The sequence below is a fragment of the Lactiplantibacillus mudanjiangensis genome, assembly GCF_005405385.1.
GTDB classification, from domain to species: Bacteria; Bacillota; Bacilli; order Lactobacillales; family Lactobacillaceae; genus Lactiplantibacillus; species Lactiplantibacillus mudanjiangensis.
The window spans coordinates 359,544-383,278 of sequence record NZ_BJDY01000004.1 but is presented as its reverse complement, the minus strand read 5'-3'; the positions used below and the strand labels follow the sequence as shown (position 1 = coordinate 383,278).

Here is a 23,735-nt window from a genome sequence, read left to right as displayed (position 1 = left end):
TGTGACCTCCTTCGTCTATTTTGAAAAATAAGACTAGCTCCGTGAAAATTACCGCCACGTCCCATGACAATGTGGCCGGGCGTGTCGCAACCTTTCACATCAAAGCTAACTACGACTACTTGATGCCGGGGGATACAATTATCCCCTTCTAAATACCAAGCACAATCTATAATAACTGAAAAGCTCTGTAATAGCAAGTGTTTCCACACTTTTTTCAAACCATCGTGTAAACCGTGTTACCTTTTTTCGAACCAGCATCAACTAATGTAACATAAATTTGATAAAAATAGTAGGGTTTGCACACCATTACTTTTATAACTCATTTTTGTGACCTTAATTGATTGCCGTGATCGCGATTTTTAAACTACTGTGGTAATCCTTTACCAATTGGCTTAAAAACCAACGAAATTTTTCATACACGACAATAGTAAGAACTATACACGCACTTGGCACAGCTTGCAAGCACTTCTTCAATCTTTTTGATAAACAAGGTACCGGTGTCTTAAATTTAACGATTTCCTTCTATAATAAATGGACAAAAAAAACGTTGAGAATAATTCTCAACGTCTTTCAACTCATTCAAGTTAATTAGGCAGGGTTGCCGCCATTTTTCTTGATAATTTCTTCTTGGACAGCCTTTGGTACCTTTTCGTAGTGATCAAATGTCATGGTGAAAGTCCCACGACCTTGAGTAGCAGAACGTAAAGTAGTGGCATAACCAAACATTTCAGCTAATGGTACGAATGCATGGACTTCTTGAGCGTTCCCACGTTCTTCCATCCCTTCGATGTTACCACGACGAGCAGTAACATGTCCCATAACATCACCTAAGTAATCTTCTGGGGCTACGATATCAACTTTCATGATTGGTTCCAAGATAACTGGACCAGCAGATTTAACCGCATTCCGTAAAGCCAATGAAGCGGCAATCTTGAAGGCAGCTTCACTAGAATCGACATCATGGTAAGACCCATCATAGAGTTTAGCCTTAACGTCAACCAATGGATAGCCAGCTAACACACCGTTAGCCATAGCTTCCTTCAAACCTTGTTCAACTGAAGGAATGTATTCGCGAGGAACAACCCCACCGACGATGGCATCTTCGAATTCGAAGCCTTTACCTTCTTCGTTAGGTGTAAATTCAATCCAAACATCCCCATATTGACCTTTACCACCAGATTGGTGAACGAACTTACCTTGGACCTTAGTTGCTTTCGTGAATGATTCACGATAAGAAACTTGAGGGGCACCAACAGTTGCTTCAACGTTGAATTCTCGACGCATCCGGTCAACGATGATATCCAAATGTAATTCACCCATCCCAGCGATCAAAGTTTCACCAGTTTCAGGGTTAGTTTCAGCCTTGAAAGTAGGATCTTCTTCAGAAAGCTTTTGTAAGGCAACGTTCATCTTGTCTTGGTCAGCTTTAGTCTTAGGTTCAACGGCAACTTGGATAACGGGATCAGGGAATTCCATTGATTCCAAATGATATGGATGGTCAACAGAAGTCAATGAATCACCAGTCGTGGTGTTCTTCAAACCAATCGCAGCGGCGATATCACCAGAGAAGACTTCTGGGATTTCTTTCCGTTGGTTAGAATGCATTTGAAGTAAACGACCAACACGTTCACGTTTATCCTTAGTGGCGTTTAAGACGTATGAACCAGATTCCAAAGTCCCTTGGTATACCCGGATGAAAGTCAAACGACCAACGAATGGGTCGGTAGCAACCTTAAATGCTAAGGCAGCGAAAGGCTTGTCATCACCGGCAATTAAGTCGACTTCTTCATCAGTTTCAGGATCAGTGGCTTTATAAGGCTTAACATCAAGTGGTGATGGTAAGTAGTCCACAACCGCATCCATTAACATTTGAACACCCTTGTTCTTGAAGGCAGAACCAGCAAGAACTGGGAAGAATTCAAGTGCCAAAGTACCTTTACGGATAGCAGCCTTGATTTCATCCTTGGTGATTTCTTCACCGCCAAGGTATTTTTCCATGATGTTATCATCGATATCAGCCAAAGCTTCGATCAAATCATCACGAGCAGCTTGAGCTTCTTCTTTGTATTCATCAGGAACGTCAACAGTATCCCATTCAGTACCAAGTTGATCTTCATCATAAAGGTCAGCCTTCATTTCGATTAAGTCAATGACCCCTTCGAAATTGTCTTCGGCACCGATTGGTAATTGGATCGCATGAGCGTTAGCTTGTAAACGATCGTTGATCGTGCTTACAGAGTACTTGAAGTCAGCACCGATCTTATCCATCTTGTTAACGAAGACGATACGAGGAACGTTGTAAGTTGATGCTTGACGCCAAACTGTTTCAGTTTGAGGTTCAACACCAGATTGGGCATCCAATACGGCAATGGCACCATCTAAAACCCGAAGTGAACGTTCAACTTCAACCGTGAAGTCAACGTGTCCTGGGGTATCGATGATGTTAATGCGGTGGTTTTTCCACTGAGCAGTTGTCGCAGCAGAAGTAATGGTAATCCCACGTTCTTGTTCTTGGGCCATCCAGTCCATTTGTGAAGCACCATCATGGGTTTCACCAATTTTGTGGATTTTACCAGTATAGTACAAGATACGTTCGGTAGTGGTCGTTTTACCAGCATCGATGTGGGCCATGATACCAATGTTACGAGTCTTATCGAGTGAAAATTCTCGTGTGTTAGCCATAAGAAATGTGTTACTCCTCTCAATTTAAATGGAAACAATAAAAACTTTTTTCAAAAAATGACTACTATATGCTTACATATAATAGCCACCTTGTTGTTACGTTTAGTTAAAGGTAACCTTTAACCGAAACTTGAAAATATTACCAACGATAATGTGCAAAAGCACGGTTGGCTTCAGCCATACGGTGAGTATCTTCACGTTTCTTAACAGATGCACCAGTATTGTTGGCAGCATCCATGATTTCGCGTGCTAACCGGTCTGACATGGTGTGTTCACCACGTAAACGTGCATATTGTGTAATCCAACGAAGGCCTAAGGTCGTCTTACGATCTGGGCGAACTTCGATTGGCACTTGATAGTTAGAACCACCGACACGGCGAGCTTTAACTTCAAGTACTGGCATAACATTCTTCATAGCTTCTTCGAAGACTTCTAAAGGTTCGTTACCAGTTTGTTCTTTAATTTGGTCAAAAGCATCATACAAGATTGTTGATGCCGTACCGCGTTTACCATCTAACATTAAGTGGTTAATTAAACGCGTTACTAACTTAGAATCGTACATTGGGTCTGGCAAAACTTCGCGCTTTGCTGGTTGTCCTTTTCTTGGCATTTAACTTACCTCCTTATTTTTTAGGTTTCTTAGTACCGTACTTAGAACGGCCTTGGCGACGATCTTCGACACCGGCAGTATCTAAAGTACCACGGATAACGTGATAACGAACACCAGGTAAATCCTTTACCCGGCCCCCACGGATCAAGACAACACTATGTTCTTGGAGGTTATGACCGATACCAGGAATATAAGCGGTAACTTCGATCAAGTTAGATAAACGTACACGAGCGTATTTCCGTAAAGCCGAGTTAGGCTTCTTAGGAGTCATGGTACCGACACGTGTTGCAACCCCACGTTTTTGAGGGGCTGGATTGTTAGTTTGAACCTTCTTGTAACTGTTGTACCCGAAGTTCAAAGCTGGGGAATTAGATTTTGATACTTTAGATTTGCGTCCCTTACGGATCAATTGGTTAATTGTTGGCATGTTCTAAAGTGTCCTCCTTCCAAATATTTGAGTTTTTAAGTCCACACATCCAGGTGGTTCTTTTTTAAGCAAAAAAAGTTGGCCCAGATGATGGTAATTATGCGCTTAGCCGACCAGTCAGCATGTCTGTATTCCTATACAGGAATCTGTCTGCAAAAAGCACCTTTACAAGAGTACCATGTCGATCTAGTTGTGTCAACAATGGCAATCGACTTTTTTGGCGTAGCTATTTTATAAGAAAGGACGTGTAAGCACAATGCTTCAACTCAGTTTTTATTTTTTTAGTGGGACTATCATCGGCTCATTTATCACCTGTATGGCCGAACGTCTGCACGCCAAGCAATCCATTTGGAACACAACGCGTTCTCACTGCCCAAGTTGTCAACATGTCTTGCGCGTTTGGCAACTCATGCCGATCATTGGTGTCTTGATTCAGTGTGGTCGCTGTTGGGATTGCCATACACCAATCGGTTGGCGATCGACCGGCATCGAACTTTTAACTGGCTTTTTATTTGTCACAATGACCATGCAGCCCCCTTTTAACATGTTCGTCTTGAGTCTTGGTTATAGTACGTTGCTCTTTAATAGTTTAACCGACTATCTTGACTGGAGTGTCTATCCGCTAACTTTAGTCCCAGCTGCCTTGCTCGGTTGCTGGCAACGACCACCAAGTTTTAATTTGCCGACGGTCTTACTTGTCGGTTTAATCATCGCACTATACTTGCTCGCCTGGCTGACGACTAAGTTTGGGTTAGGTGATGTCGATGTGCTGTTACTATTAAGCTGTCTTGCCTCGCCCGCGATCGTGTTAAGTAGTCTCACCTTGGCTGCATTCGGTGCATTAGTTATCTTGTTGTTAGATCGTTCGCGTCAGCGACTTCCTTTCGTCCCGTTCATGACGTGGGCCTTTGTGATCTGTAGCCAGCTTATTTGACCAACAAAAAAGGGACGGCCAGTTGACTGGTCGTCCCTTTAAGCTGCGATTAATTACTTGCTCGCATCTTGTTCTTGCATTTGTTTTTCAAGATCGCTGATTGAGTAAACCCCATCAGCCACGTTGCCGACTTCCTTAGGCTTGATATGCCGATATGCAGGCATCCCAGTCCCAGCAGGAATGATCTTACCAATGATGACATTTTCCTTAAGCCCGATCAATGGATCGTTCTTACCACGGATAGCCGCATCAGTTAAGACCCGAGTCGTTTCTTGGAAGGAAGCTGCTGATAAGAAACTGTTTGTTTCCAAGGCAGCCTTGGTAATCCCAAGAATAACTGGCCGTGACGTTGCTGGAATTCCACCAGCAATCAAGGTCTTGTAGTTTTCATCCTTAAAGTCCGCAATATCCATCAAGGTCCCAGGTAAGACATCAGTGTCACCTGGATCCATGATTCGAACTTTACGAAGCATTTGACGAATCATGATTTCAACGTGCTTATCACCAATTTCAACCCCTTGCATCCGGTAAACCCGTTGGACTTCACGGAGCAAGTAGTTTTCAGTTGATAAGACGTCACGTACTTGGATTAATTCTTTGGGATCAATTGAACCAACGTTTAACGCAGCACCACGATGAATGAAGTCCCCTTCACTAACCGCCATCCGCGCCGTCAATGGTAAGGTGTAAGTCCGAGTATCGGTTTCACCCTTAATGGTAACTTCCTTTGAACGTTCGGCTGGATTTTCTTCAATCGATTGAACAACCCCAGTAACTTCCGTGATTTCGGCACGCCCTTTAGGATTACGTGATTCAACAATTTCTTGAACCCGTGGCAACCCTTGGGTGATATCGTCTCCGGCAACCCCACCAGTATGGAAAGTCCGCATGGTTAATTGGGTACCAGGTTCACCGATTGATTGTGCAGCAACCGTTCCGACTGCTTCACCGACTTCAACTTCGTCACCAGTGGCCATGTTACGACCATAACAGTGTTCACAAACCCCATGTTTCGTGTTGCAAGTGAATGCTGAACGAATCGTGACTTCAGTCACACCGGCGTCAACAATTTTAGCCGCGTATTCTTCATCAATTAAAACGTTACGACCAACAATTTCGTCATGTGTTTCTGGATCGAAGACGGTCTTCATCGTGTAACGGCCTAAGATACGGTCATACAATGGTTCGATAACTTCGTTACCTTCCATGATGGCACTAATCCGTAAGCCACGATCGGTCCCACAATCTTTTTCACGCACAATGACATCTTGCGCAACATCGACAAGTCGACGAGTCAAGTAACCAGAGTTGGCGGTCTTCAAGGCCGTATCGGTCATCCCTTTACGAGCCCCATGGGTTGAAATAAACATTTCCAAGACTGACAAACCTTCACGGAAGTTTGAAAGAATTGGCAATTCCATGATCTTCCCATTAGGAGCGGCCATCAAACCACGCATCCCAGCTAACTGTGTAAAGTTAGAGATGTTACCACGCGCACCAGAATCACTCATCATGAAGATTGGGTTATCTGGGCTAAAACTATCAATCAGTTTTTGTTGGATTTGGTCTTTAGCATCGTTCCAAACACCGATAACACGTTCATAACGTTCGTCGTCGGTAATTAACCCACGCCGGAATTGTTTTGAAATCGTGTTAACTTGCTTATGAGCGTCTTCGATAATCGCTGGTTTTTCTTTCAAATCAGTAATATCGGCAACCCCAACCGTCAAACCAGACTTAGTTGAAATGTTGTAACCTAAGTCCTTCATCCGGTCAAGCAAGAGTGACGTTGCCGTCACATGGTATTGTTTGTAGACTTCCGCGATAATGTCAGCCAAGAAGCCCTTCTTAAATGGCATGATAATATCTTGCGCATCTAAGAATTGATGAATATCTTCACCAGGCTTCAAGAAGTACTTATCCGGTGTCCCATTAATTAAGTTGTCGTTAGTTGGTTCGTTCAAGTAAGCGAACTTGCCAGGTAAGATATTGTTAAAAATAGCTTTCCCAACCGTCGTTACTAAGACCAATTGACGTTGTTCATCGGTAAATGGCTTGTCAGGCATTGATGACACTTGAATCCCAACCCGGCTGTGCATGTGCACATAACCTGATTGATAAGCTTTTTGTGCTTCATTCAAGTCTTTAAAGATCATGCCTTCGCCTTCACGACCAACTTCTTCAGTCGTCAAGTAGTAGTTACCGATAACCATATCTTGTGATGGTGTCACAACTGGTTTCCCATCCTTAGGTGCCAAGATATGATGAGCAGCTAACATCAGCAAACGTGCTTCAGCTTGTGCTTCATCAGATAAAGGTAAATGGATGGCCATTTGATCCCCATCGAAATCGGCATTGTAAGCTTCACATGCTAATGGATGTAAACGCATGGCTTTACCACTAACCAAGACAGGTTCGAACGCTTGAATCCCTAAACGGTGCAGCGTAGGGGCCCGGTTCAATAGGACTGGATGTTCTTTAATGACGTCTTCTAAAACACCCCAAACATCGTCATCCGCATGTTCGATCTTCCGCTTAGCATTCTTGATGTTTGATGCTAATTCACGTTTAACCAATTCTTTCATGATGAATGGCTTGAAAAGTTCCAACGCCATTTGGCGAGGTAATCCCATTTGGTTCATCTTTAAGAATGGGCCAACATCGATAACTGAACGACCAGAATAGTCAACCCGCTTACCAAGCAAGTTTTGACGGAACCGCCCTTGCTTCCCTTTTAACATGTGAGAGAGCGACTTCAATGGTCGGTTACCAGGACCGGCAACTGGACGGCCACGCCGACCGTTATCGATCAAGGCATCAACGGCTTCTTGAAGCATCCGTTTTTCGTTTTGGACGATAATACCAGGCGCGTTTAAATCTAATAAACGCTTCAACCGGTTGTTACGGTTGATAACCCGACGGTACAAATCATTCAAGTCAGAAGTGGCAAAACGCCCACCTTCCAATTGAACCATTGGCCGTAAGTCCGGTGGAATTACCGGAATCGTATCCATGACCATCCAAGCAGGTTCATTCCCCGAAGTCACAAAGGCTTCGATGATATCTAACCGCCGAACGGCACGGGTCCGTTTTTGACCTGAAGCATCTTTCAAGGCTTCCTTCAAATCACGCGCTTCTTTTTCAAGATCCACGTTATTTAATAAACGCTTGATGGCTTCAGCACCCATAGCGGCTTCAAATTCATTGCCGTATTGGGCTTTCTTTTCACGGTATTCACGTTCTGAAAGCAATTGCTTCTTTTCAAGTGGCGTGTTACCAGATTCGATAACGACATATGAAGCGAAGTAAATGATTTCTTCAAGGGCGCGGGGGCTCATGTCTAAGACTAAGCCCATCCGACTAGGAATCCCCTTGAAATACCAGATGTGAGTTACTGGTGCAGCGAGTTCGATATGACCCATACGTTCACGACGTACTTTACTACGAGTCACTTCGACCCCACACCGGTCACAGACAATCCCTTTATAACGAATCCGTTTGTATTTACCACAAGCACATTCCCAATCCTTAGTAGGACCAAAAATCCGTTCGTCAAACAGACCGTCTTTTTCAGGTTTCAATGTCCGGTAGTTAATGGTTTCCGGCTTTTTAACTTCGCCATATGACCAGCTACGAATCTTGTCTGGGGATGCCAGACCGATTTGCATGCTTTCAAACTTGTTGACATCGATCAAAGGACCGACCTCCCTTTTTATTGATTATCCTGGTGAGCGTTCGTTGTTGCATCGGCGGCTGGTTTGTCAGCTTTAGCTGTCTTATCAGCGGCTTTTTGTTCTTGTTCTTGCTGGAATTTGCTCAAGGCATCAACGTTGACAACATCGTCATCGTCTTCATCCATATCCCGCAATTCAATTTCTTGATCTTCGGCATCCAAGACCTTCATATCAAGGCCAAGTGCTTGAAGTTCCTTAACCAACACGCGGAATGATTCTGGCACGCCTGGCTTAGGAATTGGTTCGCCCTTAACGATGGCTTCATAGGTCTTAACCCGACCAACCACGTCATCAGACTTGTAAGTCAAAATTTCTTGTAAAGTGTAAGCAGCACCGTAAGCTTCTAAGGCCCAAACTTCCATTTCACCGAAACGCTGACCCCCGAATTGCGCTTTCCCACCAAGTGGTTGTTGCGTAACTAACGAGTAAGGTCCGATTGAACGGGCATGGATCTTATCATCAACCATGTGACTAAGTTTCATATAATGCATGACCCCAACGGCCACACGCTTGTCAAATGGTTCACCGGTCCGGCCATCGTAGACGATTGACTTACCGTCTTCATCGATACCAGCTTCACGAACAGCTTTCCAAATATCAGAATCACGAGCCCCATCAAAGACTGGTGTGGCCATGTGGATGCCTAACTTACGTGCAGCCATCCCTAAATGCAATTCCAAAACTTGTCCAATGTTCATACGGGAAGGCACACCCATTGGGCTTAACATGATATCGATTGGGGTACCATCTGGCATGTACGGCATATCTTCTTCAGGAACCACGATTGAAACGGTCCCTTTGTTCCCATGCCGTCCGGCCATCTTGTCACCAACTTGGATCTTCCGCTTTTGCGCAATGTAAACGCGGACCATCATGTTAACACCTGGTGATAATTCATCCCCGTTTTCACGAGTAAAGATCTTAACATCTTGGATGATCCCGCCGCCACCATGAGGTACACGGAGTGACGTATCACGAACTTCACGCGCTTTTTCACCGAAAATAGCATGGAGCAAACGTTCTTCGGCTGATAATTCGGTAACCCCTTTAGGCGTTACTTTACCAACTAAGATGTCGCCATCCTTAACTTCGGCACCCACGCGGATAATCCCATCTTCGTCGAGGTTCTTCAAAGCGTCTTCCCCAACGTTAGGAATTTCACGAGTCATTTCTTCAGGTCCAAGTTTGGTATCACGTGCTTCTGATTCATATTCTTCAATATGAATTGACGTATAAACATCTTCACGAACCAAACGTTCATTAATAATGATGGCATCTTCGAAGTTATAACCGTTCCAAGTCATGAACGCAACTAATGGGTTTTGCCCTAAGGCTAATTCCCCAGCTTCCATTGCTGGACCATCGGCTAAGACTTCGTCGTTATCAACCCGGTCGCCAACTTTAACGATTGGCCGTTGGTTGTAGTTCTTACCACCATTAGAACGACGGAATTTCATTAATTTGTAGGTATCTAAAGAACCATCGTCACGACGAACACGAATTTCTCGTGCATCAACGTATTCAACTGTTCCTTCATGCCGGTTAATTAAGGCAATCCCCGAGTCATGGGCCGCTTTATATTCAATCCCAGTCCCAATTAATGGGGCATGTGGATCAACTAACGGCACCGCTTGACGTTGCATGTTGGCACCCATCAAGGCCCGGTTAGAATCATCATTTTCCAAGAAAGGAATACATGCCGTGGCAACGGCAACAACTTGTTTTGGTGAAACGTCCATGTAATCGACATTTTCGATGGACGTTTCCAAGTTTTCTTCCTTATCCCGCGCTAAAACAGTATCTTCGACGAATGAACCGTCATCGTTTAATGGGGAGTTGGCTTGGGCAATTACAAATTGATCTTCTTCGTCGGCTGCTAAATAGTCAATCTTGTTGGTAACCTTATGAGTGGTCCAATCGACACGACGATAAGGCGTTTCGATGAAACCATAACGGTTAACCTTGGCATAAGATGACAAACTGTTAATCAAACCGATGTTAGGACCTTCAGGCGTTTCGATTGGGCACATCCGACCGTAGTGGGTATAGTGCACATCTCGAACTTCATAACCGGCCCGATCACGAGTCAAACCACCAGGCCCTAAGGCTGATAAACGCCGCTTATGGGTTAATTCACCCAATGGGTTCGTTTGATCCATGAATTGAGACAATTGTGAAGACCCAAAGAATTCTTTAATTGAGGCAACAACTGGCCGAATATTGATCAATTGTTGTGGCGTTACGGTTGCGGCGTCTTGAATTGACATCCGTTCACGAACTACCCGTTCCATCCGAGATAACCCGATCCGGAATTGGTTTTGCAACAATTCACCGACAGAACGAATCCGACGGTTACCCAAGTGATCAATATCATCAGTTGAGCCAAGGCCTTCGCGTAAATCAAAGAAGTAGTTAATGGAAGCAATAATATCAGCAGGCAAGATATGCTTGTACTTAATATCAATGTTGGCATTACCAATCACATTAACAACCTTTTCAGGATCGTTAACGGAATAAACTTTAACCACTTGTAAGACCATTGGGTTCGTGACAACAGCTTCATCAGAAGGTGTGTATGTCACCGTCTTGAAGTCATCACGTTCCAAGTAAGGCGCTAATTTAGCCATGACGTTCTTATCGATCACGTCACCCTTTTGCGCGATAACTTCACCAGTATCAGGGTCAGCTAACGTTTCAGCTAAGGTTTGATCCATTAAACGGGTCTTCATGCTTAACTTCTTGTTAACTTTGTAGCGTCCAACTGGGGCAAAGTCATAACGTTTAGGATCAAAGAACCGTGCCGTTAATAAGCTCCGTGAGCTATCAGCGGTCTTAGGTTCACCAGGACGTAGCCGTTCGTAGATGTCCTTTAAGGATTCTTCGACACGTGAATCGTCAGTGTTCTTATGCACATCTTTTTCCAACGTTAACATCAAGCTGTCAGTTTCACCCAACATATCAATGATGTCATCATCAGAACCATAACCTAAGGCCCGGACCAATTCCGTTAATGGAATCTTCCGTGTCCGGTCAATACGGACATAAGAAATGCCTTTAGCATCCGTTTCAAGTTCTAACCAAGCCCCTCGGTTAGGAATAACCGTGGTGCCATAGCTAGGACGACCGTTTTTATCTAATTCTTCATTAAAGTAAACACCGGGTGAACGAACCAATTGTGAAACAATGACCCGTTCGGCACCATTAATAATAAAGGTCCCTTGTTCCGTCATTAATGGAAAATCACCGAAGAAAACATCTTGCGATTTGATTTCACCAGTTTCATGGTTCGTCAAGCGTAAGGTCACATGCAATGGTGCTGAGTAGTTGGCATCATGTTCACGAGCTTCTTCGACGGTGTACTTTGGTTCTAATAGTTGATAGTCGACAAATTCAAGTGAAAGTTTCCCTGCAAAATCGTCGATTGGCAAAATATCTTCAAACATTTCCCGGAGACCTTCGTCCAAGAACCACTGATAAGAATCAGATTGGATTTCGATCAAGTTAGGCAAATCAAGAACTTCCTTGATACGTGCATAACTTCTACGGGTACGGTGTTTACCGTATTTAACTAAATGTCCGGCCAAGTTGTTCACCCCTTCTTATTATTCTGGAACTCCCCCAAATTCAGGTATTTAAATATTACATTTGTATTACAAATGCACATTTACCCGAATTTTAGGCATAAAAAAACCAAAAATAGTCATTTAAGTTGGACTATTTTTGGATTTATATTAACAAATCGCGCAGACAATAGATTGCGCATTTGTTTGAGTTCACAGTTACAGACAAGCTATACTATACAACATACAGCCAGGCGTGTCAACTATGAACCTTTTAATTTTCAGTGGTTGTAGGGGCTTGCGCCACCCCGTATAAAATCAATTTCAATAACGTTTGCACCTGCGCCCGTTCATCGGCATGTGGATCCCCAATTTGATGGAACCGATTGAATAAAGGACTCAAACTCGTCAAATAAAAGTTTGCGGCCATCGCCGGCGTCACTCCCGGTTGCAGCGGTAAATCAGCCCGAGCAAAAAAGGCTTGTAGCGGTTGCACATAGTCTTGCATGAAGACACCACCCAATTGACGAATATTGGCCGGCGACAACGTCTTAAAACTCGTGTGAATTAACGTAAAGATATCTGCGGGATGCTTATGTGTCAACAGCATCGAAATCGTCGTTAATTGATCGAGTGGCGATGATGTTTGATCAGCCAAAATTTCTTGCATGCCGGTTTTGATTTCTGCCCCGACCGTGGTAATCACGGCTAAAAAAATCACTTCTTTATCGGCAAAGTGATGATATAAAGCTGGTTGCGTAATCCCCACGGCTTTAGCAATGTCACGTGTGCTGGTTGCCGCATACCCACCCTTTAAAAATAACTCGCGGGCGGCATCCAAAATAGCTTGATGCGTCTTGGCTAGTTGTTCGGCACGGGTTGCCATAAAATCATCTTCTTTCCATAATACTGCTCCTAATTATAATTTACACCATTTAGCGCAGCAACGCGAGTAGCGCTTACAAAATAGTTTTAACTAAAGGTTGAAAGTTAAATATAGTGGTCGAAATCTTACCTACATTGACTTAAGTTGGATTAAATTTGTCACCTACGCCAGCCAGCGATTCTGCCGGCTGTGGGGACCGGTTCCAGCCAAAGTACGGGCTGCCACCTCGCTTTTAAGCCTAGCCCAAACCGCTAGTCTCAAAAGTCGTCCATATCATAAAGTCCGGGGAAATCACCCGGACTAACGATATTTTCACGGCCGGCGCCATCACTGACTGGCTCCGGTTGTATCGCAGAGACTAATCAATTAGCAATCACTATTATAACCGAGAGTGAGCACACATTGAGCCCAGCCGTGGGGTTCTCTTAGCGATTTATCGCTTAGAGAACGGCGCTTTTGAGACACGATTTGAGTGACTCAAAACGACGGTTCAGACCGCTTTTTAGCTGAACCGGTCCGCCCACAGCGTTCCGGCTCAATGTGGGCGAACGGTAGGTGACAAGTATGACTAGTTTTGATCGATGGATGCTTATCATATCAACGATTATTGCTAAAAAGGTTGCTTTCAGCCTTTAGGTTTTAACAAAAAAAAGCACTTGAGGATCATCCCCAAGTGCTTCGTTATTTCAATTACTTCGATGAAACCGTCGAACGGCCATCCGAAGCTTCTGGTTGATTCTTAACATTAATGGTAATGACACCCTTGCTGGCACCAATCGTGACTTGATCGTCAACTTTGATCTCACCAGTTAACAAGGATTCGCTCAAGCGATCTTCAACTTCTGTCTGCAAGGCTCGACGGATTGGTCGTGCCCCATATTCAGGGTCAAAACCGGCTTTAGCAACCACATCAATGGCGGCCGGTGTAATCTTAACCTTGATACCTTGCTCAGCAACCCGATCAACAATTTCTTTCGCCATCAATTTGACAATCGCATGTAATTCTTCCTTATCTAATGAATGGAAGACAATGGTTTCATCAATTCGGTTCAAGAATTCAGGACGGAACGCTTTACGCAATTCCGCATGAATGGTTGCCGAAACAGCTTGGTAATTGTTTGCTTGATCAGTAGCACCGAACCCAACCGATTTTTCATCACGTAAGGTCGTTGCACCCAGGTTAGACGTCATGATTAAAATCGTATTCCGGAAGTCGACTTTGCGACCCTTGGAATCTGTTAAGTAACCATCATCTAAGACTTGTAACAAGATGTTAAAGACATCTGGATGCGCTTTTTCAACTTCATCGAAGAGAACGACTGAGTAAGGTTTTTGCCGAACCTTTTCAGTCAATTGGCCACCTTCGTCGTAACCAACATAACCAGGTGCCGATCCGATCAAGCGACTCGTTGAGTAGCGTTCCATGTATTCAGACATATCAATCCGAATCATGTTGTCTTCAGACCCAAACATCGCTTCAGCTAACGCCTTAGCTAATTCAGTCTTCCCGACCCCAGTTGGGCCAAGGAACATGAATGACCCGATTGGCCGACTTGGATCTTTCAAGCCACTACGCGCCCGTCGAATCGCCCGTGAAACCGCCGAAACGGCTTCAGGTTGACCAACAACCCGTTCATGTAAAATCTTTTCTAAGTTCACTAAGCGATCACTTTCAGATTTTTGTAACTGGGTTAGTGGCACACCCGTCCATTCAGCCACGACTTGGGCAATATCTTCGCCCGTCACCTGTAAACTGTATTGTGGCGCATCGCCCGCTTCAGCTTCGGCATCATGTGCAGCTTGCAACTTATCTAAACGTTGCTTCAAACGCATTTCTTGTTGACGAATTTCAGCCGCCTGTTCGAAATCTTGATCTTCAATCGCCGTTTCTTTTTCCTGGCGTAACGTTGCTAACTTGTCCATATTCTTAGACAACTTGTTAGGTTGATCCATTTGATCAATACGAACCTTAGCACCCGCTTCATCCATTAAATCAATGGCTTTATCTGGTAAGAATCGATCACTAATGTAGCGATTCGACAAGATTACCGCCTGTTCAACTGCTTCGTCAGTAATCGTCACATGATGATGTGCTTCATAACGAGGCCGTAAACCAGTTAAAATTTCTACCGCTTCATCTGGCGTTGGTTCTTCAACCATTACCGTCGCAAAGCGTCGTTCTAAAGCTGCGTCAGATTCAATATACTTTTGGTACTCATTTAACGTGGTTGCCCCAATGGTTTGGAGTTCACCACGGGCTAAAGCTGGCTTCAAGATGTTTGACGCATCAATCGCCCCTTCAGCACCACCGGCACCAATCAACGTATGCAATTCATCAATAAAGAGAATGACATGACCATCATTGTAAATTTCATCGATCACTTTCTTCAAACGATCTTCGAATTCACCACGATACTTGGTCCCAGCAACTAATGATCCCATATCTAACATCATCAAACGTTTGTCGGCCATATCGCTTGGCACATCACCGGCAACAATCTTTTGGGCAAGCCCTTCAGCAATCGCCGTTTTACCGACACCTGGTTCACCGATCAAGACAGGATTGTTCTTCGTCCGACGTGACAAGATCTGAATGACCCGTTTCACTTCTTTAGAACGACCAACCACTGGATCCATTGCTTTTTCACTGGCTAGTTGCGTCAAATCCCGCGCCAATGAATCTAGCGTTGGCGTGCCTTCAGCAGATTTAGCCCGATTTGGTTGCGTGCCTTTATTGCGTTTATTCATCGCGTCACTCACCCCAAGTTTACGTAAAACCACTTTGCGAGTTTGACCCAAATCTAAGTTTAAATTCATTAAAATCCGCGAGGACAAAATGCTTTCATCAGATAGCATTGCCAATAATAAATGTTCAGTACCAATCTTGTTAGCACCTAACCGTTTGGCTTCATCACCCGCGATTGATAAAATTTCTTTGGCCTTTGGTGAATATGGCAAATACGTATCCTTGCCAACATTACTCAACGTCCCATAACCAGTAAATCGTTCGATTTCTTCGCGAATATCGTCTTCAGTCACGGCGTATTGCTGTAAAACCTTATTGGCAATCCCATTTTTCTCAATGGCGAGGGCTAATAATAAATGTTCCGTGCCAACTGCTTGATGTTTAAAGTACTTGGCCTGCTCTTGGGCCAAAACTAAGACACTTTTGGCACTCGGGGTAAATAAGTTATCCATGTGCGATTCCTCGCTTTCTTTAGCTTTCGTAGCGTAAATGATTTAAAATGCCAACAATGATTCGCGCGCGCAAGCTGTTTTCTAAATCATGATCGTCGACCCCGAGGGTATTTCGATCCGTAGCAACTAAAATTAATTGTGCTTCTCGACGGTTTAACACTCCATCTTCATAAAGACTCTGAACAACGGCGTAAGCATCCCGCTGGGTAATGGCATCCCCAATCACTTGAATGAGGGTGTCCAGCACGTCAGCGTCATCTAGCAAATTAACTTTTTCAATCCGAATATAACCCCCACCGCCACGTTTACTTTCAACTAAGTAACCATTTTGAATGGTAAACCGGGTTTTAATCACATAGTTAATTTGGGAAGGCACCACATTGAAGAGATCCGCAATTTCAGAACGACGAATTTCAACGTGTTCAGCGTCCGCCAAAATACTTTTTAAATATTTTTCGATGATATCGGAGATATTTTGACTTTGCATCTGTATCACCCTTTACATTATCTTTGACTAATATTGACTTTCATTATACGAGGATAATTCGAAAATGCAAAGAATTTCACCCAAGGACTAGCGATAACCCGCTTCCTTACGGTTGTTCCAGCATAGCACGCTCATAGCTGGCTTTCAATTGATTGAACCAAGCAATGGCTTATTGGCTGACTTTATTCGAGTTAATTTTATCGGCCACTTAGCAAACGGCACAAAAAAACGCGATCACAATGATCGCGTCAACGGTTACTATCGATCGGGAAAACAGGATTTGAACCTGCGACCCCTACGTCCCGAACGTAGTGCTCTACCAAGCTGAGCTACTTCCCGTTAAAAATTTAAACAAAAAGCCCTAGTTATAATAACTAAGACTGTTCGTAATCGATCGGGAAAACAGGATTCGAACCTGCGACCCCCTGGTCCCAAACCAGGTGCTCTACCAAGCTGAGCTATTTCCCGATACTTAATGCACCCAGTAGGAGTCGAACCTACAACCTTCTGATTCGTAGTCAGACACTCTATCCAGTTGCGCTATGGGTGCAAATTAAAATGCCGAGGACCGGGATCGAACCGGTACGGTTATCACTAACCGCAGGATTTTAAGTCCTGTGCGTCTGCCAATTCCGCCACCCCGGCAAATTAAAAGCGGAAGACGGGATTCGAACCCGCGACCCCCACCATGGCAAGGTGATGTTCTACCACTGAACTACTTCCGCAAATGTATTATTCAATTGTAAATGCCGACTAGAGGATTCGAACCTCCGACCTCCTCATTACTAGTGAGATGCTCTGCCAACTGAGCTAAGTCGGCATGTAAGTGCGGGTGAAGGGACTCGAACCCCCACGTCGTAAGACACTAGAACCTAAATCTAGCGCGTCTGCCAGTTCCGCCACACCCGCATGATCTTAATCATGCATGCCTGTTGTCGCTAACAGCCTTACTCGTTATGCCTTTTGACAACTATTTAACTTTATCATGGTGATGAATAATTGTCAACATATTTTTAATTTTTTTGGATAAATATTCTTTTTCAATGAATGAAATCGTCTATTTTTCCGACAAGAAATATTATAGCACTGGAATCGCATTAAGCAAACCTTTTTTTGAAAAAAAGTTGAATTAATTCAGATACTTTCATTGTAACAGTAATCAATGCCTGATTTGACAGCATTCTAGTCTTTGCATCACCGCCGATTAAATTAGCCATTAATCCTTACTTGTGTTTCCTATTACCCACTAAATCCACGCACTGACGACTAGTTAGTCGATTGATTAAGATATGCAATTATACTCATATCCTATCATTAATCACCAGTTCTCACCCTGGCCTCACTCTCTGCGGCTATATCGCTAGAACAATTTGTATCCACAAACTAACCGAAGTCAGTGATGGCCGACTTCGGTGGCTATTTTACGCGCAACCAACAGAAAAGGCGTTAGCCATCGCTGACTAACGCCTTCATACCTAATTTAGAATTAAGCTTGTTTTTCAATTTTAGTCTTGCCGTGCATGTATGGCACTAAGACATCTGGAATCGTAATGCTGCCATCAGCGTTTTGGTAGTTTTCCATAATTGCGGCAACCGTCCGACCAACAGCTAAGCCACTCCCATTTAACGTGTGGACGAATTGTAACTTGCCATCGTCATCACGATATTGGATATGGGCCCGTCGTGCTTGGAAATCAGTACAGTTTGAACAACTTGAAATTTCACGGTACTTGTTTTGTTCTGGGAACCAAACTTCCAAGTCATGCGTCATCGCCGCGGTAAAACTCATATCACCAGTGGTTAAGGTAATGACATGGTAAGCCAATCCAAGCTTCTTCAATAATGATTCCGCATTGTTGGTTAGCTTTTCAAGTTCATCCCATGAGTCTTCGGGTTTCGTGAACTTAACCATTTCAACCTTATTAAATTGATGTAAACGAATTAACCCTTTAGTATCACGACCAGCACTCCCGGCTTCTTCCCGGAAAGCTGGACTTAGTGCAGTGAAGTAAACAGGTAATTTTTCAGCGGGAATGACTTCATCACGATAATAGTTGACCAATGGCACTTCAGCCGTTGGAATTAAGCTTAAATCTTGCGTCTTAATGCGGAATGCATCGTCTTTAAACTTAGGAAATTGGCCCGTACCGTACATTGATTCATCAGTTACCATGTATGGCGGTAAGACTTCAGTGTAGCCTTCTGCTTCATGTTGATCCAAGAAGAAGTTGTAGACGGCTCGTTCTAACTTGGCCCCATCACCGACATAGTATAAGAAGCGACTACCAGAAACCTTGGCACCACGTTCAAAATCTAAGATACCTAAGTCTTCGCCAAGTTCCCAGTGAGCTTTTGGTTCAAAATCGAATTCACGAGGTGTCCCGATCCGACGCAATTCAACTGCGTCTTCTTCTTTCAAACTAACCGGAACATCTGGATGTGGCATATTTGGTAGATGTGCCGCTAAATCTTGCACTTGCGCATCAGCTTTACGCCGATCTTCATCCAATTGCTTGATTTCAGCACTGACCTTTTGCATTTCAGCAATTTGAGCACTGGCATCTTCCTTGTTACGTTTCAACTGTGAAATTTCACCTGAAACTTGGTTCCGGGTTGATTTTAATTGTTCACTCTTTAAGATCAAGTCACGACGATCAGCATCGGCCTTGATTAAATCATCGATTTGTTCCGCAGCGACCCCACGATGACCCAATTGTTCTTTTACAAAATCTGGTTGTTGCCGAATCATTTTAACATCTAACATGTGGATTCCTCCTTGAATTTGGTCAAAAAAACAGTCTCTCCTCCCATAATTGGGACGAAGAGACTGTGATTCGCGGTACCACCCAAGTTCAGGATTATAAAAATCCCACCCTTAAAACGGATAACGGCTCGGCCGTGCAGTATTACCTGCCCACATTGTCGCGTCGGAGTTTCGACACCCGGTTCACACCAACCACCGGTTCTCTGACTGTCTACTTGAAACGCGCCGTGTTTTATATTCTGCTATAACTATAAGGCATGTTCCCTCAAAAGGCAACTAGCCTAGACTTTTTACTTTTTCATCAATCATTTGAATAACCGTTGCCCGGGCTGCAGGATCAGCAACGAAATCTAATTCATCGCCATCGATTTGCATCTTAGGACTATGGTCATAATTGGCATACCAATCTGTATACCGATCATTTAACGTTTGATAGTATTTATATAACGCTGGATCTTGGTCAATTTGTTCAAATGACCGGCCCCGCTTTTGAATCCGTTGCAACATCGTGTCAAACGAGATGTTGATATGGATTAGTAAGTCTGGACTCTTTTGATGCTCAGCTTCAGGCAATTCTTGCATCATGTTAGTTAATAAAGAATCGTAGATATCTACTTCAGTACTCGTAGCCCGACCCAAATCACCATTTAAATGGAATAACAGTGAATCTTCAAAGATCGACCGGTCTAACACGTCTAAGTCATTCCCAAACGTTGACTTGATACTATCAAGTCGTTTGTTCAAGAAATAGATTTGGAGTAAGAAAGCATATTTCTTAGGGTCCTTATAAAATAACGGCAAAATTGGATTGTCATCGACGGATTCATAAAACGCTTGAGATCCAAAATGTTCGGCAACCAAATGGGTCAAACTCGTTTTACCAGCACCAATTGTTCCTGACATTACAAGCATGGGGGTTCTCTCCTTTTAAACGTACATATTTCAACGGTATTATTAAAGCAACACTACATATTGTACGCACCCACCAGCTAAAATGCAATATCTGGTTAAAAATTACTTTTTAGCCGCCTCACGTGACTTTAATAAGGAAACGTATTGTTCCAACGTTAAGTTGTGTTTCGTCATAAAGGCCGCACTCTTTTTACCAACATACCGGAAATGCCATGATTCATAATCAATCCCTGTTGACTTAGTACCGGTCTTCGTAAAGCGTAAAACAAACCCATAATCTGGGGCATGTTTGATCAACCATTGTTGACCTTTAGCTTTATCTGACGACGACAATAACTGGCTGTTGTGAGCATCAAACCATGTCGTATTCATAATATCCGCTGCTAATCCCGTTTGATGTTCACTCCCACGCGGAACTGCAACATATTCTTTAGTTAGCTTTAAAGCTTGCTTCTCAGTCTTACCCTGGCCTTCGTAAGTTTCAATCGATTCAGCCCAAACTTCTTTTTGATACTGTACTGATCGATAACCTGAAACCAAAGTCGCCGGATAACCGGCCTTCGTTGCTCCATTTAAAAATGCGGTCAACGGCTTAACAATCGAAGATCGCACAGTAATGCCGCTTACCGTGGATTTGCTGAAACTCAATTCATTGTGCTTATGCCACTTATTGACCACAATTAAATCTGCATCAGTACTTTTAACACCTTTGGGCAAGGCATTAATCAATTTCTGCCGCTTGCTAACCGTCTTGGTCGTTTGGGCGCTACTCGATGAACTAGCCTTACTGCTAGCATCGGAAGTCGCACACCCACTTAATAATCCGACTAGGCCGACCATGGCCAACCCAGTTAAAACACTCTTTCTCATCATATGCACGCTCTCTGCCTTTCAATTTCAGCATACTATGATCCCCACATCTAAATTAACGTAACGCCAAATATTTAGGGATATCTTAAGTATTTTGTAACATTAAAGCGTAAACGTCAATCCGCTGCTAAAAAATCGGCCATTCGACTCACCTGCGCAAACTGCGGTAAAACCATTTGAAAAGTAGTCGAATTGCGTGCCACCACGACATCTTTTAGGATTACCGTTTCAATCCCAATTTTAGCAGCATCAGCCACTGTTTTACGAATACCATTATCGAGTGTGAATCCGGTCACTGCTAACCGTTGGATTTGGTTTTGTCTTAAAAACGGAGCCAAATCAGCGTTACTAAAAGCGCTTGGCTTTGTTTTATTAAAATAACTCACCTGCTTAAAAGTCGTGGTGGTTAAAATTGATCGTGAAAATCATTGTTGTCCCTGACGAGGTAATAAACGGGGCTGCATCGTCACCATAATCACGGGTATACCAGCATCACTGGCATGTGCGATTAACGCTTGATTACGAGCCACCAACGTTTTAAAGTCAATCGGTGCAATCTGTTTAAACACATGTTGAGCTAACCATTTTGACCCCTGCTGTACATCAATAACCATTATTGCCGATTTCTTCATCATTAAACCTTCTCAACTTAAATTAGCTTCCAGCATACACCAAACAAAAAACGACCGACAACGTTTTGTCGATCGTTTTAACCAATTACTAAGGGTTGAAAATTACTTTTTAGTACTAATTAAAAGTGACTGGACTTACCACCTACCGTTCGCCCACATTGAGCCGGAACGCTGTGGGTGGACCGGTTCAGCCAAACAGCGGTCTGAACCATCGTTTTGAACCACCAAGCCCGTGTTTCAAAAGCGCCAGGCTCTAAGCGATAAATCGCTAAGAGCCTCCCACGGCTGGGCTCAATGTGGACTCACTCTCGGTTATATTAGTGATTACTAGATTGATTAATATAACCGGAGTCAGCCAGTGATGGCGCCGGCCGTGAAAACATCGTTAGTCCGGACGGTTTTGCCGGACTTTACGATGTGGACGACTTTTAAGACTAGCGGGTTTGGCTAGACTCAAAAGCGAGGTGGAAGCCCGCATTTTGGCTGGAGCCGGTCCCACAGCCGGCAGAATCACTGGCTGACGTAGGTGACTACTTTATCCAATCCAGTCCACCATAATTAGCTCTCAACATTTAGCTAATCAATCATCTAAATGTTTTTTCGATAAATCAACTTTATCTAACGGAATCAACTTCGTATGATGTCGAACCTTATAATAGACAAATAGCACAATAAACAATGGGATACTCATGTAAGTCACGCCGATTGCTTGCCAATCCCAAGTGGCAAAAGAATGCAAATCTTGCCCAATAATCACAATCACACAGAGTAAGAATGCAAAAATTGGCCCGAATGGGAACCATTTAGCATGGTATCGCAACTCACTCAAATCGTGACCTTGCTTGACAAAAGCTTGTCGGAAACGTAGATGTGAGATCGCAATACCAAGCCAAGCGATGAACCCAGTTAACCCACTGGCTGAAACCAAGAAAATATAAATTCGATCCCCAAACATGCTCGATAAGAAAGTTAACAAGCCGATAAACGTTGTGCCAAGTAACGCCATAATTGGAATCCCACGACGGTTAACACGACCAAACGTCTTTGGTGCATAGCCTTGTAAGGATAAGGAATAAAGCATCCGTGTCGAAGCATACATCCCTGAATTGGCCGCTGATAAGACAGACGTTAAGATCACCGCATTCATCACACTAGCCGCTGCCGCTAAACCAGCCCGTTTGAAGACTAACGTAAAGGGACTAATTGCAATATCGCTAGCTGATGACCCTAGTAAGTCTTTCGACGTATAAGGAATGATCGCTGCGATCACGAAAATGGCCAAGATATAAAATAAGAGAATCCGCCAAAAAACTTGTTTAATCGCTGCTGGAATACTCTTTTCCGGTGTCGCTGATTCACCCGCGGTGATCCCGATTAACTCGGTCCCTTGAAATGAGAACCCGGCAACCACGAAGACGCTTAAGATTGTTGGAATTCCACCAACAAATGGTGCCTTACCAGTGGTGAAATTACTAAGACCAGTCGCATGACCACCCATAATCCCGAAAATTGTTAAGACCCCGACAACTAAAAAGATGAGCACCGTCACAACTTTAATCAAAGACAACCAATACTCAGTTTCCCCGAATGATCGGACTGACAAGGCATTAATCATAAAGATTAAGATTAAAGCAATCAGACTAAAGACCCAGCCGGGAACTGACGGCAACCAAAATTGCATAACAATTGCCGCCGTACTGATATCGACCGCTAAAGTAATTGCCCAGTTAAACCAATAATTCCAGCCCATCGCAAATCCTAAAGCCGGATCGACAAAACGCGTGGAATACGTTGAAAATGATCCAGAAACCGGTAAGTACGTGGCCATTTCACCAAGACTGGTCATTAAGAAATAAACCATAATCCCGATACCGACGTAAGCCAGCAAAGCCCCACCAGGCCCTGCGGTTGAAATTGCAGAACCAGATGCCACGAACAACCCGGTTCCGATACTACCACCTAATGCAATCATGGAGAGATGGCGCGTCTGTAGTGACCGCTTCACTTCATGTGTTTGTTCTTCTGCCATATGTTGGCAA

General features: G+C 43.7%; 15 protein-coding genes and 7 tRNA genes. 1 reads left to right on the top strand and 21 read right to left on the bottom strand.

The window, feature by feature from the left end:
- Positions 1-588: 588 nt before the first annotated feature.
- The 3 genes from fusA to rpsL form a co-directional block, all read right to left on the bottom strand.
- Positions 589-2,682: an elongation factor G gene (gene fusA, locus FFM84_RS10005; RefSeq protein ID WP_130845117.1), complete on the bottom strand. Its 2,094-nt coding sequence runs from the start codon at positions 2,680-2,682 to the stop codon at positions 589-591.
- A gap of 139 nt (positions 2,683-2,821) precedes the next feature.
- Complete coding sequence (gene rpsG, locus FFM84_RS10000) at positions 2,822-3,292, bottom strand: 30S ribosomal protein S7 (protein WP_130845116.1); 471 nt, start codon at positions 3,290-3,292, stop codon at positions 2,822-2,824.
- A gap of 13 nt (positions 3,293-3,305) precedes the next feature.
- Positions 3,306-3,719, bottom strand: a complete 414-nt coding sequence (gene rpsL, locus FFM84_RS09995) for a 30S ribosomal protein S12 (protein WP_130845115.1) — start codon at positions 3,717-3,719, stop codon at positions 3,306-3,308.
- A 256-nt stretch (positions 3,720-3,975) separates the two neighbouring features.
- Here rpsL and FFM84_RS09990 point away from each other — a divergent pair, with 256 nt between their 5' ends.
- Positions 3,976-4,653: an A24 family peptidase gene (locus FFM84_RS09990; protein ID WP_130845114.1), complete on the top strand. Its 678-nt coding sequence runs from the start codon at positions 3,976-3,978 to the stop codon at positions 4,651-4,653.
- 53 nt (positions 4,654-4,706) lie between these two features.
- Here FFM84_RS09990 and rpoC read toward each other — a convergent pair whose 3' ends face one another.
- The 18 genes from rpoC to FFM84_RS09900 form a co-directional block, all read right to left on the bottom strand.
- Entirely contained in the window at positions 4,707-8,348 is a 3,642-nt protein-coding gene (gene rpoC, locus FFM84_RS09985) for a DNA-directed RNA polymerase subunit beta' (RefSeq protein ID WP_130845113.1), read from the bottom strand.
- Positions 8,349-8,365: 17 nt separating this feature from the next.
- Positions 8,366-11,971 carry a DNA-directed RNA polymerase subunit beta gene (gene rpoB, locus FFM84_RS09980; protein ID WP_130845112.1) on the bottom strand — a complete coding sequence of 1,202 codons (3,606 nt, stop codon included), beginning with the start codon at positions 11,969-11,971 and terminating at the stop codon, positions 8,366-8,368.
- Positions 11,972-12,221: 250 nt separating this feature from the next.
- Positions 12,222-12,833 carry a TetR/AcrR family transcriptional regulator gene (locus tag FFM84_RS09975; protein WP_130845111.1) on the bottom strand — a complete coding sequence of 204 codons (612 nt, stop codon included), beginning with the start codon at positions 12,831-12,833 and terminating at the stop codon, positions 12,222-12,224.
- 690 nt (positions 12,834-13,523) lie between these two features.
- Positions 13,524-16,031: an ATP-dependent Clp protease ATP-binding subunit gene (locus FFM84_RS09970; protein ID WP_130845110.1), complete on the bottom strand. Its 2,508-nt coding sequence runs from the start codon at positions 16,029-16,031 to the stop codon at positions 13,524-13,526.
- Positions 16,032-16,050: 19 nt separating this feature from the next.
- Positions 16,051-16,518, bottom strand: a complete 468-nt coding sequence (locus FFM84_RS09965) for a CtsR family transcriptional regulator (RefSeq protein WP_130845109.1) — start codon at positions 16,516-16,518, stop codon at positions 16,051-16,053.
- Between the two features lie 265 nt (positions 16,519-16,783).
- Positions 16,784-16,857 (bottom strand) — tRNA-Pro (locus FFM84_RS09960).
- Between the two features lie 55 nt (positions 16,858-16,912).
- Positions 16,913-16,986: transfer RNA gene (locus FFM84_RS09955), tRNA-Pro, on the bottom strand.
- Between the two features lie 8 nt (positions 16,987-16,994).
- Positions 16,995-17,068: transfer RNA gene (locus FFM84_RS09950), tRNA-Arg, on the bottom strand.
- Positions 17,069-17,077: 9 nt separating this feature from the next.
- A tRNA-Leu gene (locus FFM84_RS09945) sits at positions 17,078-17,163 on the bottom strand.
- Positions 17,164-17,171: 8 nt separating this feature from the next.
- Positions 17,172-17,243 (bottom strand) — tRNA-Gly (locus FFM84_RS09940).
- 22 nt (positions 17,244-17,265) lie between these two features.
- Positions 17,266-17,338: transfer RNA gene (locus FFM84_RS09935), tRNA-Thr, on the bottom strand.
- A 7-nt stretch (positions 17,339-17,345) separates the two neighbouring features.
- A tRNA-Leu gene (locus tag FFM84_RS09930) sits at positions 17,346-17,427 on the bottom strand.
- A 577-nt stretch (positions 17,428-18,004) separates the two neighbouring features.
- On the bottom strand, positions 18,005-19,282 hold the full coding sequence (serS, locus tag FFM84_RS09925; RefSeq protein ID WP_130845108.1) for a serine--tRNA ligase: 1,278 nt from the start codon (positions 19,280-19,282) through the stop codon (positions 18,005-18,007).
- 276 nt (positions 19,283-19,558) lie between these two features.
- The gene (locus FFM84_RS09920) at positions 19,559-20,194 is read right to left on the bottom strand and encodes a deoxynucleoside kinase (RefSeq protein WP_130845107.1); all 636 of its coding nucleotides are present in this window, start codon (positions 20,192-20,194) and stop codon (positions 19,559-19,561) included.
- Between the two features lie 102 nt (positions 20,195-20,296).
- On the bottom strand, positions 20,297-21,064 hold the full coding sequence (locus FFM84_RS09915; RefSeq protein WP_225424560.1) for a M15 family metallopeptidase: 768 nt from the start codon (positions 21,062-21,064) through the stop codon (positions 20,297-20,299).
- 116 nt (positions 21,065-21,180) lie between these two features.
- Positions 21,181-21,450: an isochorismatase family protein gene (locus FFM84_RS09910; RefSeq protein WP_165450303.1), complete on the bottom strand. Its 270-nt coding sequence runs from the start codon at positions 21,448-21,450 to the stop codon at positions 21,181-21,183.
- A gap of 39 nt (positions 21,451-21,489) precedes the next feature.
- Positions 21,490-21,696, bottom strand: a complete 207-nt coding sequence (locus tag FFM84_RS09905) for a cysteine hydrolase family protein (RefSeq protein ID WP_130845104.1) — start codon at positions 21,694-21,696, stop codon at positions 21,490-21,492.
- A gap of 580 nt (positions 21,697-22,276) precedes the next feature.
- Positions 22,277-23,725 (bottom strand): amino acid permease, encoded by a 1,449-nt coding sequence (locus FFM84_RS09900; RefSeq protein ID WP_130845103.1) that lies wholly within the window; start codon positions 23,723-23,725, stop codon positions 22,277-22,279.
- Positions 23,726-23,735: the final 10 nt, after the last annotated feature.